The organism is Shuttleworthella satelles DSM 14600 (genome assembly GCF_000160115.1).
In the GTDB taxonomy this organism is placed as follows: Bacteria; Bacillota; Clostridia; order Lachnospirales; family Lachnospiraceae; genus Shuttleworthia; species Shuttleworthia satelles.
Window position 1 is genome coordinate 575556 of record NZ_GG665867.1, and the last position, 16003, is coordinate 591558.

Genomic DNA, 16003 nt, shown 5'->3' on the forward strand with positions numbered 1-16003 from the left:
ATTTCAATCGGTACGCGTATAAGGAAGGATATTTGTTATGGCAAGCGAAACAAACAGCAGGAAACAGAAACTTACAGTCAAAGATCTTATTACGGTTGGCGTTTTTTCCGCGATCATTTTTATCTGTATCACATTGAGCGGAGGGCCATTCGCGATGGTGCCGACTCTGACCTTCTATTTTCCGGTGGGCGCATCACTTCTTGCCGGACCGGTATATCTTTTACTGATCGCGAAGGTGCCGAAAACCGGACCGATCTTTACTGCCGGACTTTTGATGGCGATCTTCTGCTATGTGACTGGCATGCATATTGCCATGACCATCGGGTATCTGGTTGGCAGTGTGCTGGCGGAGCTGGTGGCATGGAGTAGACGCTATAAGAATATAAAAATCAACATTGTCTCTTATATTGTTTTCTGCCTCGGGGAAACCGGGTCCTATCTCGCCTATTTTATCAATCCGCAGGCATGGGTGAGCCGAATGCTAGAGAAAGGGACGCCGCGGGAGTATCTGGATACCATGGCGGCATCAGTCAACCAGTGGGTTTTGGTGACCATGCTGGCAGGCACGGTTCTTGTCGCCCTCTTCAGCGGTTTTGTCGGCAGCAGGTTATTGAGGAAGCAATTTGAAAAGGCGGGAATAACCGCATGAGCCGGGATGCAAGTGTCCAAAAGAGCTTCGGTCTGCAATTTGATCCCCGCGCAAAAATCATCATACTGATTCTGTGCGTGATTTCAGCAACCATTGCCTCCTCCCTTTTGTATGAGAGCCTGCTTGTTCTTGCGATTGCCCTGTTCGGATGCGCAAGCGGAAAAGTTCGCAGGTCGCTTTTTTGCGCGGCTTTTTATGGCGCCTTCTATATGCTGACCCTCTTTGTCATGTCGCTTGAAAAGGGGGCGTTTTATACCGTGTTTACATCATGGCTCGGCCTGTTTTACGCTGTCTACCCCTGCGCTTTTTTGGCGAGTGTGATTCTTTCCACGACGAGGGTAAATGAATTTTTGACCGCGATGAATAAGGCGCATATTCCCAATCATGTGGTTATTCCTTTGGCAGTCATGCTTCGATATATTCCCTCAGTCCGTGAAGACTGGGCTTATATCAAAGACGCCATGCGGCTCAGGGATGTGACTCCTTCCTTTTTGGGTTTTCTGAGAAATCCGGCTATGACGGTGGAATGTCTTTATGTCCCCTTGCTGATGACGGCTTCCAATGCGGCCGATGAGCTTTCTGCCGCCGCAGTCACGCGTGGGATAGAGAATCCAAAGCCGCGTACCAGCCTTCTTCAGATTCGGTTCCGGGGAAGGGATTGGATTGCCGTAGTCCTTGCGGCCTGCGTGCTTATTTTGGGCTTTTGTTGGGGAAGGATCGTGTAGGGTATGATTGAGTTTAAGCATGTATCCTTTTCGTATGACTCGCGCAGGGAGCAGGAGGGGATCCATGGAAGGGATGATCTGCGTGACATTAATTTGACAGTAGCTGAGGGGGAATGCGTCCTTCTCTGTGGGAAAAGCGGATGCGGCAAGACCACGATGACGCGTCTTGTCAATGGGCTTGTCCCCAATTTTTATCCCGGCAAGCTGACGGGGGAAGTTCTGCTCGACGGGCGAAGTGTTCCGGAAATGCCAATGTATGAAACGGCGTCTCTTGTCGGTTCGGTATTCCAGAACCCCAGGACGCAGTTTTTCAATGTGGATACAGACAGTGAGATCGCTTTCGGCGTGGAAAACCAGGCATTGCCAGGAGAGCAGATTGAGGACAGGGTGGCTGCCTCCGCAAAGGACCTGGAAATTGAAAACCTTCGCGGAAGAAATATTTTTTCTCTTTCTGGAGGAGAAAAGCAGAAGATTGCTTTTGCGTCCGTATACGCTATGAACCCTCGCGTCTATCTGCTGGATGAACCGTCCTCTAATCTGGACATGGAGACGATAGACGCTTTAAGGGCTCATCTCAAAATGCTTAAGTCCCAGGGAAAGACCATTTTGATCGTCGAACACCGGCTGTATTATCTGATGGGTATCGCTGACCGGATCATTGTATTTGATGAGGGACAGATAAAAAAGATTTACTCCGCCGGTGAGTTTTTGACCTTGACGGATGAAGAACGCCGGGCCATGGGCCTTCGAGCGACGGATCTGCAAAAGGAGACTCCCGACGTGATCGCGGGGAAAGAGGGGGAAACGAGGCTGGAGATGAAGGGTGTTTCCCTCTTCTACAGGAAAACGCCTGTGATAGAAAATATCAATGTAAAGATTTCACAAGGCGAGGTGATTGCTCTTGTCGGGAAAAACGGCGCGGGCAAAACAACATTTTCACGGGCCTTTTGCGGTTTGCACAAAGGGATCAAAGGGGATTATTTATGGGATGGCAGGGGTATCTCCCCAAAGAAGCGGCAGAAAATTTCCTATATGGTCATGCAGGATGTGAATTATGAGCTCTTTGCGGAGAGCGTAGAAGCGGAATGCTCCTTCGGAATAAAGAACCCGGACGCGGACTTAGTCGCGGAAACGATGGACGCGTTGGAACTGACACCCTTTGCCGAACAACATCCCGGCACGCTTTCCGGCGGACAAAAGCAGAGGGTGGCCGTCGCCGTGGGGCAGGTCTGCCAAAAAGAACTGATCGTCTTTGACGAGCCTACCAGCGGGCTGGATTATGAAAGCATGACAAGGGTCGCTGAAATTATCCGCAGCCTTTCCAAACAGGGAAAAATCATATTTGTTGTCACGCACGACTATGAATTTTTATGCAGGACATGCAGCCGCATGCTTGTTCTCTCCGATGGTGAAATCAGCCGTGATTTCAAGTGCCGTGCGGACAGGAGGGAAGAGATGCGGCAGCTCTTCTTTTCTGCCGTGGGGAAAAAGGACATGTGATTCCGTTGTCATTCGCGGTGCGCTCCATTGACATGAAAGAAGATAACGACGCGTCTGTATTGCAGCAAGCTCTGCTGCGTTGCAGGCGTTTTTTAGCGCACCCGGAGGTAGCTGTCATCTGATTTTTCTTGCAAACAGTTTTATACTGTTATATACTGTTTGCGAACAAGAAAGGAGGACAATGAAGATCATCATAAATGCATCATCGATGGTGCCGTTTTACGAGCAGATTAAAGATCAGATCAAGGTACTGATACGAAATGGAGAATTAAAGGAGAATGACAATCTTCCGTCAGTAAGGGCGCTTTCTAGGGAATTAAAAATCAGCGCTCTGACCGTAAAAAAAGCATATGACAACCTGGAAAGGGAAGGATTTACCATAACAATTCACGGGAAGGGAACCTATGTTGCGGCAATTAATACAGAGCTTTTGCTGGAGGAGCAGAAAAAAGAACTGGAAAGAGATTTAGAGCGTGCAGTGCAAAAGGGAAGATCCTGTGGGATTTGTGATGAGGATATCAGAGATCTTTTTGAATTGATCTTAAAGGAGTGATGGCGATGCTGAAAATAGAACATCTCAAAAAGCAATATGGGAACTTTTCTCTGGATTGTTCCTTGGAAGTCAAAAGAGGTTATATCACCGGTTTGATCGGGCAAAATGGAGCGGGGAAAAGCACTACATTTAAGGCTGTTTTGGGATTGATCTCTGCGGATGGCGGGAAGATCAATATTCTCGGAAAGGATCTGCGGGAGTTTACAGCTGAGGATAAAGAAAGTCTGGGTGTTGTCCTCTCAGATTCCGGATTCGGCGGATATTTAACGATAAAGGACCTGATCCCGATTATGAAAAGCCTGTACAAGAGCTTTGACGATTCCTCCTTCATGGACCAGGCGCGTAGATTCCAATTGCCGACGGATAAAAAAATCAATGACTTTTCAACGGGGATGAAGGCTAAGCTGAAGGTGCTGATAGCAATTTCCCACGATGCGAGATTGTTGATTTTGGATGAGCCGACCTTGGGGCTTGATGTCATCGCCAGAGATGAATTATTGGAAATGCTGCGGAAATTTATGGAAGAGAATGAGGAGCGGTCTATTCTCATCAGCTCGCACATTTCAAGCGACCTGGAGACCCTGTGTGACGATATTTATATGATTCACGAGGGGAAAGTGATTTTGCATGAAGATACGGATGTTTTGCTGAGTGATTATGCCCTGCTGAAGGTGACAGAGGAACAATTTTCCCAAATAGATAAACAATATATTCTGCGTTTTAAAAAGGAAGCCTATGGATACAGCTGTCTGACCAGACAGAAGCAGTATTATATTGAAAACTATCCGGAAGTGGCGATTGATCAGGGAACAATAGATGAAGTGATTTTGATGATGATAAGAGGGGAGAAATTATGATGGGACTCTTGATAAAAGATTTTAAGATGATGAAAGAGAAAAAGCTCTTTTTTATCATCATGATTACGATTTCTGTCGTCAATGTAGTTTTCTACGGAAACACGACATTTGCGATTGGTTTTATGTCCTTTATTTCGTCCCTGTTTGTACTGAGCACGATAAGCTATGACGCGCTGGACAATGGGAACGCCTTTCTGTTCACATTACCTGTCAGCCGCGCAAATTATGTCACTGAAAAATATTTGCTCACATTCTTAATTTGCGGTGGTGCCTGGCTTCTTGCAATTGTCTTTGGCATTTGTGTCAGCATATGGAAGGGGACAGTGAACATTTCTGATGTTATGCCGGCTGCCTTGATCATTCTTTCTGCCGTGATTGTCATACAGGCGGCTTCCATACCATTTCAGCTGAAATTTGGCGGTGAGATGGGAAGGATTGCTCTGATCGGGGCATTTGGGGCCCTTTCCGCGATATGGATTGTGGCTGCAAAAGCGGTTCCCATGCTTGTGGCAAATGTGAAGTACAGTCTCTCCAGGATGAGTATAGGCGGGCTGGCCGCTCTTGCGATGGTTGTAGCCTGGATTCTGTTTCTGATATCCATGAGAGTAAGTGTTAAAATTATGAAGGACAAGGAGTTTTAAATAAAAAATACCGTCTTCCCGAGCAAGCTCGGTCGGGAGACAGCTTTTATCCACGGGTAGACTCAAGATTGCTTCGCAATCTTTCGTTATCCGGCTGTCGCCGGATAACTTACAACAATAAAAAAACACCGCCTCCCCAAGCAAGCTTGGTCGGCGGTGCTTTTTTATTGTTGTGTCTACCCTGCTCGTAGCTACGCTTACATCTTGACGATGCCGAAGGCGTTCAGGATCGATGAGATCAGGATGATAATGATAAAGAGGGGAGCGGCATATCTGATGACGAAATTGTAGAGTTTACGTCTTCGGAACTTGCCGGAGACTGTAACCTCCTCCGCAATCCGGTCAACGCCAACCTTATAGACAACCAGGATGCAGATGGCGAAGGCGGCGATGGGCATCATGACGGAGTTGGACAGGAAGTCGAAGAAGTCAAGGAAGTCCATGCCGATGATCTTGATGTTGCCCAGGACACCGAAGCCAAGAGAGGAGAGGCTGCCGAGGGCCAGCATGATGACAGCGACAACAATAGTCGCCTTGCGGCGCCCCCAGCCCAGCTCATCCTGGAAGGTAGAAGCGGCGGACTCTGCCAGGGCAATGGATGAAGTGATTGCGGCCAGAAGAACCAGGAGGAAGAAGACGATGCCGCCGAACTGGCCCAGTCCCATGGAATCAAAGACCTTGGGAATCATGATGAACATGAGGGAGGGACCGGCCTTGAGATTTGCGGCTGCGTCCGCGCCGGAGAAGGCGAAAACAGCAGGGATGATCATCAGGCCTGCCAGAATCGCGATCGCCGTATCGAAGATCTCAACATTAGAGGTGGAACCCTCAATGGAGACCTCCTTCTTCATATAAGAGCCGAAGGTGATCAGGATTCCCATGGCGATGGAGAGGGAGTAGAACATCTGCCCCATGGCAGTTACGATCGTCATCCAAGAGAAGTGGGCGAAATCAGGGATCAGGAAATATTTGACGCCCTCCATAGCTCCGGGCCTGGTAACAGAGTAGATGGAGACGATCACCGCCAGAAGCACCAGTAGGGGCATCATAATACGGGAGACGCGCTCAATGCCGTTTTCTACGCCGGCAAAGATAATTCCGATGGTCACCAGAGTAAAGAGGATGAACCAGAATTCAGCCGAGGCAGAGTTAGAGATGAAATCGCTAAAGAAGCTGTCGTCTGCGACGCGGTGTACGCCGCCGGTCAGATATTCCCAGAGGTATTTGAAGACCCAGCCGCCGATCACGGAGTAGTAGGGAACAATGATGATCGGGATGATGGCGTTGAGCCAGCCGCCGAAGCAGAAGAAGCCATGCCCCTTGCCCTTGCCCAGGATATTGAAGGCGCCGACGGGGGATTTCTGGGTCATGCGTCCGATGGCGGACTCGGAGACAATCATGGCATATCCGAAGGTGGCCACCAGGATCAGGTAAATCAGCAGGAAAATGCCGCCGCCATACTTGGCCGCCAGATAGGGGAAGCGCCAGATGTTTCCAAGGCCGACGGCGGAACCGGCGGCGGCCAGGACAAAGCCCAGTTTGCCGGAAAAATTGGAGCGTTGATTGTTCATGTTCATAACCTCTTTTCCAATTCTTTTGAATGACAGGATATCAAATCCCATGTGATAAAACACAAGGGGATTGTCAGATGTTTTTGCAAATAATTAGCACATATCATAGCACTTTGCCAGCGGGAAAGGAAGGCTGGAAGGACATTGACGCGGTCTCAGGTAGTGGAACACAGGCAGAGCCTCAGAACACAGGGAATTCAGGATGACCGGATGATCTTTCGGTACTGGCTTGGAGTCATTTTCTTCTCACGGTGGAAGAGCTTGGTGAAGTAGGACAGGTCCGGGATGCCGCATGCGACAGCGATCTCCTGAATACTGCCGGCATCGATGTTGAGCAGGTAGATAGCCCGATCGAGCCTGCGGTCAAGGATATAAGAGCTTAAGGTCTGCCCCATCTCCTTTTTGAAACGGGTTGACAGATAGGACTTGTTCACAGAGTAGTAGTTGGCGATGAACTGCAGAGACAGATCTCCGTCCAGGTTTGCGTCGATATAATTGTTGACCCGGCTGATCAGCTCAGACTGGTCGCCGCTCCGATGGCTCTGTACCAGGTTGCAGTACTGGTGAATCATGTCTCGTCGAAAGGAATAGTTTTGAGGGAGCTCCTGCATGTTCTCAATACGGATAGCAAATTTGCGGGAGATCTCATTCAGATAGTAGGGGTGAACGCCGGCGGCTTCTGTAGCCTTGCGAAAGAGCGTGTTGCATACGATCAGATAGTTCTTGTTGCTGCGCAAGCTGGAGGGGGCGCGATTCTCCAGACTGTCAAAGACGTGGTCGGTAAATGCCGCTTCGGCAGCTGAAGCATTGCCTTCTGTAATATAGCGCAGGCCTTCCGCCTCTTTGGCATACCGGTCTTCCAGCAGGGAGAAAGCAGCCTGTTCTGTCTTGCGTCCCTGAACGGAGAGGAGATCGGTTGGCCGGGGAAGACTCAGCGGAAGGCGAATTTGCGCAAAATCATCCCGACCAAGATAGGACTTTGAAAAGGCGTGCAGGAAGGACTCGAACTCCCCTCGCTCCAGAACCCTGGGAAAATGGATATAGAAGGAGGAGAGGTCCATCTTCCTGTCATCCTTGATTCCAAGTCGGGTGGCCAGCTGCTGCATATGAAGAAAGTCCGGGGACTGGGTCAGATATGGCCCTGCCAGTAGATGGCGGCTTCGGGGGAGAGGGAGAACCAGATAGTGGCAGTTGAGCTCATCCGTGATGATGCAGAGCTGGTCAGGACAGGAGAAGAAGCGGTCGAAGTCCTTCATGGCCAGGCCCAGATTCTGGCGGAAGGAGAAGTCGTAGCTGTCATCCCATTGGTAAGGGGCATGCAGAATGCGGCGGCGAATTTCCAGCCGGTCTAAAAAGTCAAAGAAGAGATTGAGAAGATTTGTTTCAAACATCGCTGCTTCTACCTCCGATCAGGGAAATCCGGGAATTGAGATAAAGCCAGAGACAGGTCTCAAGACAGGTTCAGGATGAATTCCCAGGATAAGGTCTCAGAACAAGACTCAAGATGAAGTCTGGAGAATCCAGTCTAAGGATAAAGCTATAGATAGGACTTCAACTTAGCTTTTCACTAAAGATTTCAAATGCTTCAAGCATCTTCAAGACTTAAACCCTCCAACAGCCTGATTTAAATATAAGGATATTTACAAAAAATAGCAAAAAGAAAAATTTAGTTATAGATTATTGGAACCGATATTTTCAATAATAGGAAAGGAAGTCGGGTCTGCTGAGGGGGAAGAAATCCTGCAGATCTGCGTCGCATTTAGAACCGCATATGGAAAAGGAGAGAAAAGTATGGGAAACAGCAAGTATGATCGCGAGGGAGGAATCCACCGTGTGCCGATTTGGAGGATCGGTGGTTTTGCCCTCAATAATACGGCGACCAATATCTGGTTGCTGCTCATGTCATTTATTGCCTATTACATTAACGGATGGGTTGGCCTGGGAGTTGTTCTGGCCGGATCTTTTTCCATGATTATGCGTATCTGGGACGGGGTCACGGATCCTTTTGTGGGCTATCTGCTGGATAAAACCAACGGCAGGCTGGGGAAAAATCGTCCCTTTATGGTGATTGGCAATATCGTCCTGGCCTTCTGCGCCTTTCTGATGATCTTTGTGACGCCTGTGATTCCCGCAGGAGCCCTGCGGGTAGGCTGGTTTATCGCAGTCAACTGCATCTACTATCTGGGCTATACCTGCCAGTGTGTTGTCACCAAAGCCGCGCAGACCTGCCTGACCAATGATCCAAAGCAAAGACCTCTGTTCTCGGTTTTTGATGCGATTTATAACCTGATTCTCTTCTCGGGGGGACAGATGTTCATAGCAGGTCTGGCCAAGAAGTACGGGGGCTTCACCAAGGATATTATGCTCTATAAGGAGCTTTGGATGATTGTGGCATCTGTTTCCGCTGTCTTTACGGTAATCGCGGTCATCTCCATCTGGCCCAAAGATCAGGAGAAGTACTATGGGACGGGTCAGGCCATTCGGGTCACTTTTCGTGACTATTTTGAGACGATCCGGCACAACCGGGCCATCCAGATGCTGGTTCTGGCTGCATCCACGGACAAACTGGGGGCGACAGCCAAGACTGCTGCCGTGACGACCATTATGTTTGGTGTGGTGGCCGGCAATTACGCTCTGTCAGGGACATTTACTCTCTACACGGCGATCGGAAACATTATCTTTATCTTCCTCGGTCTGGGCTATATCGCGACGAAGTTTGGGCAGCGCAGGGCAATGGTCACCTCCAGCTGGCTGGCGCTCTTCGGGAATATCGCCCTGATTGCTCTCTGGATGCTGGGGGATCCCAGAACTCTGAATCTGCCTGGAAATAAGGGATTTGTCGGATTCAGTTTCTTCACGGTTGCACTTCTGGTTCTGACCATTTTCACCGGCGGCTTTCAGAATGTGGCAGGATCGATTGTCATTCCCATGACGGCAGACTGCGCGGATTTCGAGACCTATCGGACTGGGAAATATGTACCCGGATTGATGGGAACGCTCTTTTCCTTTGTGGACAAGCTGGTATCGTCTTTTGCGCCCTTTATTGCTTCCATCTGCCTGGCGTCGATTGGATTTAAGGATGTGATGCCGGATGTAGATACACCCTACAGTCTGAAACTGAAGGTGGTCGGCGTATTCCTCATGTACGGATTGATTGTCTTCGGACTGATCTGCAACCTGATTGCCATGAAGTTCTATCCACTGACGGCGGAGAAAATGGAGGAGGTACGCAGGCAGATCGCCCAGATCAAGGAGGAGAAGAAAACGGTTCAGGTGGACTCATGACCGATATCAGGGAGAAAGGCAGAATCGCATTTGCTGGTTCAGATGTCTGTAAGGGCCGATAGCCTTGGTGTCATTCTCGGACACGAAGGCTGAAATAGAGGCGGACAGAGAGGAGAAGGCAGTGGCTAAGAGAAGATTGACCCAGGCTGAGGTCGGAGAACTGGTATGCTTAGAGCAGGAGCTGGCAGCTCTGAAGAAAGAGCATGGCATCCAGGACAAGCAAGGACTGATTGAGCGCTGGACAGCCCGTTATTATACCTTCAAAGACAGGCATGTCAGCAGGAATCCGGTACGGCGCAGGACCTATCTCTGGCTCTGTCTCTTATCTGTCTTTGGCGTCCATCAGTTTTATGCACGCCATCCGGTGCGGGGCCTGGTCTATCTCTCCCTATGCTGGACCGGACTGCCGCTGGCTTTTGGCCTGGTGGACTGGATGGAGGCCCTGCCCAAGCAGACGGACGAAGAAGGCTGTATTCTGGTCTAGCGCGGGTTCTTCCCCGGCGATGGCCAAGAATCCGTCATCCAGAAGACAAAGAATGATATGAACGAAAATTGAGAAAATCAGGAAAGAAAAGAGGTAACTATGTTGTATCCTATCATGACTCCATCCCGTCTGGTTGAAGATCTGGCCGGAATCTGGGACTTTCAGTTAGACCCCGAGGAGAGGGGATTTGCTGAGAAATGGTATGAAAAACCGCTGAAAGACCCCATGACGATGCCGGTACCTGCATCCTTTAATGATCTCAAGGATGGAAGCGACTTCCGCGATTACCATGGCTGGGTCTTCTATCAGCGCAGGATCTCACTTCCGGCCTTCATGGCAAAGCAGAGAGTCATGCTGCGTTTTGACGCGGCGACCCATCATGCCAATGTCTATTTGAACGGGCGGTTGATCGCAGAGCATCAGGGAGGATTTCTTCCCTTTGAAGTGGAAATTACGGATGATCTGAGGGAGGGAGAGGATAACCTTCTGACCGTGGCAATCAATAATTTTATTGACAATACAACCCTGCCGGTCGGGATGATAGGCAATATGCTGGGCGGCAATCTGGGAGCTTCTCCAGAGCCCAAGCATCCGGGACCCAACTTTGACTTCTTCAATTACGCGGGTCTTAACCGAACCGTTCGCATCTACACGACGCCCGGACAGTATATTGCAGATCTGACTGTGACCAGTCAGATCGACGGGGAAGATGGAACAAGGCCGATTGCGGATGGGAAAAAAGCGCTTCTGAATTATACGGTTGCCGTTGGCGGTCAGGAGGATCCGGCCCTGGCCCGTGATGCGCATGTGGAGGTCTATGACGAAGAGGGAAACAAGGTCGCCGAGGCAAATGGCCTGTCCGGTCAGCTTACCATTGAGCAGGCCAGGCTGTGGAGGCCTCTGAACGCCTATCTCTACAGGATCCGGGTCAGCTATGGAGAAGATATCTATGAACTTCCTTATGGAATCCGCACGGTCAAGGTGGTTGGCAACCGTTTTCTGATCAATGGCCGCAAATTTTACTTCAAGGGTTACGGCAAGCATGAGGATACCTTCCCCCACGGCCGCGGGATCAACCTGGCAATGAATACCAGGGATATCTCGATCATGAAATGGCAGGGGGCCAATTCCTTCCGCACCTCCCACTATCCCTATTCCGAGGAGATGATGCGTCAGTGCGACCGGGAGGGAATTGTCGTCATCGATGAGACTACGGCAGTCGGAATCAATTACCTCTTTGGCGGCGGAGCCAATTTCGGAGGCAAGAAGGTGGGAACCTTCGACCCGGAGCATGGAGTGAAGACCCAGGAGCATCACAGGGAGGTCATTCGCGATTTGATTGCCCGTGACAAAAACCACGCCTGCGTTGTCCTATGGTCGATTGCCAATGAACCGGATTCATCCGGTCAGGGTGCGTATGAATACTTCAAGCCTCTCTTTGATCTGGCACGGGAACTGGATCCTCAGAAGCGGCCTGTCACCCTGGTATCTGTGCAGATGGCCGGAGGCCCTGATACGGATGTCTCGGCTCAATTGTCCGATGTCATCTGTCTCAACCGCTACTATGGCTGGTATTTCGGGGCGCCTGATCTGGAATGGTCGGCACAGCAGATGAGAGCGGAGATGGATCAGTGGGAGAAGCTGGGAAAGCCGCTTGTCTTCACGGAGTTTGGCGCTGATACGGTGATGGGCATGCATGATACAACGCCTGTCATGTACACGGAGGAATATCAGCTGGACTACTACAAGATGAACCTGGCTGTTATGGATGACTACCCCTGTGTCACTGGAGAGCAGGTCTGGAATTTCGCGGATTTTGCGACTTCTCAGAGCATACTTCGTATCCAGGGCAATAAGAAGGGGCTCTTCACCAGAGACCGCAAGCCCAAACTGGCGGCCCATTTCTTCCGTGACCGCTGGCATGCGGTTCCCGACTTTGATTACAAGGATTAAGGCCAGTCGCCGGGCGATGATTGAATACGCGAATTGAGAATACTCCGTTGTTATGGACGGTGGAAGGTATGCCCGGCGAATATTCAATTGCAATACGTGATGGAATACGCACCGTGCGAGAGCTCTGTGATCATGCGTTGGTCATGAATTAAGAAAAACCCCCGCGAAGCCTGATTGATGATTAAGCTTCGCGGGGGTTTTAATTTAGTTTTATTGACAGGACTTGCGGGAAGCCAATCCTATTTCATCAGGGGGCGGATGGCGGAGGCAAGAAGATCCTTCTTGGCCTGAGCCTCAGCCAGATCTTTGCCCCTGGTGGTGAAGTAGTTCTTGATCTTGGGCTCGGTGCCGGAAGGACGAATGACAAGGCTGGAACCATCCTCCAACTCATAGATTAAGACATTGGATTTAGGGAGACCCGTCTCCTCGCTCTTCTCATAGTCGTGGACAGCTGTCACGGCAATTCCGGCGAAGTCCCTGGGGGGAGCGGACCGGAAAGAATCCATAATCCGCGCCATGGTGTCCATGCCGGACAGGCCGGGGAATTCATAGGAGTCCACCTGGTTCAAGTAGCGGCCGTAGCTGCGGTAGATCTCTTCCAGACGCTCCTTGATGGAGGAGCCGATGCTCCGGTAGTAGGCAGCCATCTCACAGATGAGCATGGAAGCGATGACGGCGTCCTTGTCGCGGACGTAGGGGCCGGCCAGGTAGCCATAGCTCTCCTCGAAGCCAAAGATGAAGCGATCAACCTCTCCCTTGGCTTCAAGACCTGCGATCTGATCGCCGATCCACTTGAAGCCGGTTAAGACGCTGCGCATCTCGACCCCGTAGTGGCTGGCGATAGCGTCCGCCAGAGGGGTGGAGACGATGGACTTGACGGCGACGGGATCCACGGGCATGGTGCCCGTCTCAATCCGGCCGGCGCAGATGTAGTCGAGGAGCAGGGCGCCCATCTCGTTGCCGCTGACCAGCTCATAGGATCCGTCGGGACAGCGCATGGCGATTCCCACGCGGTCGGCGTCGGGGTCCGTGGCTAACATGAGATCAGCCCCTTCCTTCTCCGCTAGATCAAGACCATAGGACAGGGCCTGACGGATCTCGGGGTTGGGATAGGGGGCAGTGGTAAAGTAACCGTTGGGATACTGCTGCTCGGGAACAAGTCTGATGTCCTCAATGCCGATGTCAGACAGAACCTGTGTGACAGGAACCAGACCGGTCCCGTTGAGGGGGGAGTAGACCAGCTTGAGACTGGCCGACTTGCAGAGACCCGGGCGAACCTGTCGCTCTTCAATCGCCTGATAGAAGGCCTTTTTACAGTCGTCGCCGATGAATTGAATCTTGCCGGACGCGACACCGGCCGCGAAGGAATCGCAGGAAACTCCGGTCAGGATATCGGTTTTCTGAATTTCTTCATATACAATCGCAGCGGCATCGTCAGTCATCTGGCAGCCGTCAGGACCGTAGGCCTTATAGCCATTGTATTTGGCGGGGTTATGGGAGGCCGTGATCATGATGCCGGCATTGCAGCCATAGTAGCGGGTCGCAAAGGACAGGGCCGGAACCGGCATGAGAGCGTCGTAAATGAAGACCCGGATCCCGTTGGCCGCCAGAACAGAGGCGGCGCGTCTGGCGAAGACATCGGACTTGATGCGGCTGTCATAGGAGATGGCCACGGACTGGTTCCCGCCCTGGGTCTTCACCCAGTTGGCCAGGCCCTGGGTGGCCTGTCCGACCAGCTTGATGTTCATGCGGTTCGTACCTGCGCCGATAACCCCGCGCAGGCCGGCTGTGCCGAATTTCAAGGATACGGCGAAGCGGTCTTTGATTTCCTCGTCCTTGCCCTGAATGGACAGGAGCTCTCGCCTGAGATCAAGATCCTCCAGGTCTGCGGTCAACCAGCGCTGATATTCTTCCTGATACATATAAGCCTTCTTTCTTCGATGTAAGCGGAGCGTGGATCCTGTCGGTCGACATAAATCGGGCGAAAAAGCACAGATGTAAGCCGCCCTCAAAGACACACCGAAACTAAGGTCAGTAACTAAGGTCAGTATAGGAAAGAAAAGGGGCAAAGTAAAGGGAGGGTGCCTGATTCTCATGCGCTTCTGCAGGTATTTTTAAGTTGACCGGATGAAGCATGTCCGCTATTCTTGTGAGAGTGTACGCGTAAGAGAAAGAAATGTCCGCAACAGAGAAACAGTTCGTCAGAGAAGAAATTGCGGGTGCGGTCAAGTGAGGAGTACGATTTATGTGGCATGTGATCAACCAGAATCTGAAAACCATTGACAATTTGATTTGGGGACTGCCCCTGATGCTGCTGATCCTGTCCGGCGGCCTCTGGCTCACGATTCGACTGGGGCTCCTGCAGGTTCGCCGCCTCCCCCTGGCTCTGAAGTGGATGGTTAGAAACGAGGAGGGGGGCAAGGGAGAGGTTTCTTCCTTCGCGGCCCTCTGCACGGCCCTGTCGGCCACCATCGGAACGGGAAATATTGTCGGTGTCGCAACTGCCATCGGCATGGGAGGCCCGGGAGCCCTTTTCTGGATGGAACTGGCGGCCTTTCTTGGAATGGCGACCAAATACGCGGAGGGGCTTTTAGCGATCAAATACCGCACGGTCGATGAAAACGGCCACGCCCTGGGTGGCCCCTTTTACTATATCCAGAACGGAATGGGCAGGGGCTGGACCTGGATGGCCAAGCTGTTTGCCTTCTTCGGCGTCTGTGTCGGTCTCTTCGGGATCGGGACCTTCTCCCAGGTCAATGGAATCGCCACTGCCATCCACAATTTCTTTGATCCCAATAATGCGAATGTCATCCACATTTCCTTCCTGGGCCTGGGCGATTATTCGGTAGCAGTTGTCATCGCCTCTTTGCTTTTAGCCTTTTTCGTGGCTCTGGTTCTGATCGGGGGCCTGAAGCGGATCTCCGCTGTCGCGCAGATCATCGTCCCCTTTATGGCCTTAATCTATATTGCCTTCGCCCTTATGCTTTTAATCTGCAACATCAGAGAGGTTCCGACAGCAATCCGGGTCATCGTGGAGGGGGCCTTCAATCCCTCCGCCGTAACCGGAGGAGCCGTGGGTTCCATGCTGGTTGCCATGCAGATGGGAGTTGCCCGCGGAATCTTCTCCAATGAGGCCGGGCTGGGCTCCGCCCCCATCGCCGCCGCCGCCGCGCAGACGCATGAGCCGGTGCGCCAGGGACTGGTGACCATGACCGGAACCTTTATTGATACCATTGTCGTCTGCACCATGACCGGACTCTCGATTGTCCTGACGGGGGCTTATAAGATTCCGGGACTGGAGGGAGTTCAGGTGACGACCTATGCCTTTAATCAGGGGCTCCCCTTCGCGCCGGTCGTATCCTCCTTCGTCCTCATGCTCTGTCTGGTCTTCTTTGCCTTTACGACCATCCTCGGATGGGACTATTATTCGGAGCGCTGTCTGGAATACCTGTCCGGTAATTCCAGAAGGGTTATCCTGACCTATCGCTGGCTCTATATTCTGGCCGTCTTCATCGGCCCCTACATGACTGTGTCCGCAGTCTGGACCATCGCCGATATCTTCAACGGCCTGATGGCGCTTCCAAATATGATTGCTATTTTTGCTCTGAGCGGAGTGGTGGTGAAGGAGACCCGGGACTTCTTTGCCGCGGGAAAGCACAAAAAGCAGGAGCTTGCAGATTCCATGGACAAGTAATGGCGCGATTAACACAAGGGCAGAATTTTTGCGGAAGAGGACCTGCGCGGCGACAAATTCATGAGATTCCATTCTTTGTTATAATAGCTGC

At 51.4% G+C, this 16003-nt stretch carries 13 protein-coding genes; 10 read left to right on the forward strand and 3 right to left on the reverse strand.

Annotated elements, in window-relative coordinates; all coding sequences use genetic code 11:
• Positions 1–37: 37 nt before the first annotated feature.
• The 6 genes from GCWU000342_RS09355 to GCWU000342_RS09380 all read left to right on the forward strand — a co-directional run bounded on the left by GCWU000342_RS09355 (position 38) and on the right by GCWU000342_RS09380 (position 4925).
• Positions 38–649, forward strand: coding sequence for an MptD family putative ECF transporter S component (locus GCWU000342_RS09355; protein WP_006907188.1), 612 nt, complete (start codon positions 38–40; stop codon positions 647–649).
• Positions 646–1374: an energy-coupling factor transporter transmembrane component T gene (locus GCWU000342_RS09360; protein WP_006907189.1), complete on the forward strand. Its 729-nt coding sequence runs from the start codon at positions 646–648 to the stop codon at positions 1372–1374. Before GCWU000342_RS09355 ends, GCWU000342_RS09360 begins: the two co-directional genes overlap by 4 nt.
• Positions 1375–1377: 3 nt before the next feature.
• Positions 1378–2874: an ABC transporter ATP-binding protein gene (locus GCWU000342_RS09365; protein ID WP_006907190.1), complete on the forward strand. Its 1497-nt coding sequence runs from the start codon at positions 1378–1380 to the stop codon at positions 2872–2874.
• Positions 2875–3055: 181 nt separating this feature from the next.
• Positions 3056–3427, forward strand: coding sequence for a GntR family transcriptional regulator (locus GCWU000342_RS09370; RefSeq protein ID WP_006907191.1), 372 nt, complete (start codon positions 3056–3058; stop codon positions 3425–3427).
• Between the two features lie 5 nt (positions 3428–3432).
• Positions 3433–4284, forward strand: a complete 852-nt coding sequence (locus GCWU000342_RS09375; protein ID WP_045001010.1) for an ABC transporter ATP-binding protein — start codon at positions 3433–3435, stop codon at positions 4282–4284.
• On the forward strand, positions 4281–4925 hold the full coding sequence (locus tag GCWU000342_RS09380) for an ABC-2 transporter permease (protein ID WP_006907193.1): 645 nt from the start codon (positions 4281–4283) through the stop codon (positions 4923–4925). Before GCWU000342_RS09375 ends, GCWU000342_RS09380 begins: the two co-directional genes overlap by 4 nt.
• 197 nt (positions 4926–5122) lie before the next feature.
• Here GCWU000342_RS09380 and GCWU000342_RS09385 read toward each other — a convergent pair whose 3' ends face one another.
• Complete coding sequence (locus tag GCWU000342_RS09385) at positions 5123–6502, reverse strand: sodium-dependent transporter (protein WP_045001012.1); 1380 nt, start codon at positions 6500–6502, stop codon at positions 5123–5125.
• 191 nt (positions 6503–6693) lie between these two features.
• On the reverse strand, positions 6694–7887 hold the full coding sequence (locus tag GCWU000342_RS10050) for a helix-turn-helix transcriptional regulator (RefSeq protein WP_049921720.1): 1194 nt from the start codon (positions 7885–7887) through the stop codon (positions 6694–6696).
• A 400-nt stretch (positions 7888–8287) separates the two neighbouring features.
• On the opposite strand from GCWU000342_RS10050, the gene GCWU000342_RS09395 reads away from it, so the two are divergent.
• The 3 genes from GCWU000342_RS09395 (at position 8288) to uidA (ending at position 12218) form a co-directional block, all read left to right on the forward strand.
• Positions 8288–9781: an MFS transporter gene (locus GCWU000342_RS09395; RefSeq protein ID WP_045001014.1), complete on the forward strand. Its 1494-nt coding sequence runs from the start codon at positions 8288–8290 to the stop codon at positions 9779–9781.
• 121 nt (positions 9782–9902) lie between these two features.
• Positions 9903–10265 carry a TM2 domain-containing protein gene (locus tag GCWU000342_RS09400; protein ID WP_049921722.1) on the forward strand — a complete coding sequence of 121 codons (363 nt, stop codon included), beginning with the start codon at positions 9903–9905 and terminating at the stop codon, positions 10263–10265.
• Positions 10266–10364: 99 nt separating this feature from the next.
• Positions 10365–12218, forward strand: coding sequence for a beta-glucuronidase (gene uidA / locus GCWU000342_RS09405; protein ID WP_006907200.1), 1854 nt, complete (start codon positions 10365–10367; stop codon positions 12216–12218).
• 239 nt (positions 12219–12457) lie between these two features.
• Here the strand turns inward: uidA and GCWU000342_RS09410 are convergent, their stop codons facing one another.
• Positions 12458–14140, reverse strand: coding sequence for a phospho-sugar mutase (locus tag GCWU000342_RS09410; protein WP_006907201.1), 1683 nt, complete (start codon positions 14138–14140; stop codon positions 12458–12460).
• A 323-nt stretch (positions 14141–14463) separates the two neighbouring features.
• On the opposite strand from GCWU000342_RS09410, the gene GCWU000342_RS09415 reads away from it, so the two are divergent.
• Entirely contained in the window at positions 14464–15912 is a 1449-nt protein-coding gene (locus GCWU000342_RS09415; protein ID WP_006907202.1) for an alanine/glycine:cation symporter family protein, read from the forward strand.
• Positions 15913–16003 lie beyond the last annotated feature (91 nt).

Bases quoted from the DNA above. Each gene is read 5' to 3' on its own strand.
- GCWU000342_RS09380 (WP_006907193.1), top strand. From the start codon at position 4,281: ATGATGGGACTCTTGATAAAAGATTTTAAGATGATGAAAGAGAAAAAG.
- GCWU000342_RS09415 (WP_006907202.1), top strand. From the start codon at position 14,464: ATGTGGCATGTGATCAACCAGAATCTGAAAACCATTGACAATTTGATT.
- GCWU000342_RS09360 (WP_006907189.1), top strand. From the start codon at position 646: ATGAGCCGGGATGCAAGTGTCCAAAAGAGCTTCGGTCTGCAATTTGAT.
- GCWU000342_RS09395 (WP_045001014.1), top strand. From the start codon at position 8,288: ATGGGAAACAGCAAGTATGATCGCGAGGGAGGAATCCACCGTGTGCCG.
- GCWU000342_RS09365 (WP_006907190.1), top strand. From the start codon at position 1,378: ATGATTGAGTTTAAGCATGTATCCTTTTCGTATGACTCGCGCAGGGAG.
- uidA (WP_006907200.1), top strand. From the start codon at position 10,365: ATGTTGTATCCTATCATGACTCCATCCCGTCTGGTTGAAGATCTGGCC.
- GCWU000342_RS09375 (WP_045001010.1), top strand. From the start codon at position 3,433: ATGCTGAAAATAGAACATCTCAAAAAGCAATATGGGAACTTTTCTCTG.
- GCWU000342_RS09410 (WP_006907201.1), bottom strand. From the start codon at position 14,140: ATGTATCAGGAAGAATATCAGCGCTGGTTGACCGCAGACCTGGAGGAT.
- GCWU000342_RS09370 (WP_006907191.1), top strand. From the start codon at position 3,056: ATGAAGATCATCATAAATGCATCATCGATGGTGCCGTTTTACGAGCAG.
- GCWU000342_RS09355 (WP_006907188.1), top strand. From the start codon at position 38: ATGGCAAGCGAAACAAACAGCAGGAAACAGAAACTTACAGTCAAAGAT.
- GCWU000342_RS10050 (WP_049921720.1), bottom strand. From the start codon at position 7,887: ATGTTTGAAACAAATCTTCTCAATCTCTTCTTTGACTTTTTAGACCGG.
- GCWU000342_RS09385 (WP_045001012.1), bottom strand. From the start codon at position 6,502: ATGAACATGAACAATCAACGCTCCAATTTTTCCGGCAAACTGGGCTTT.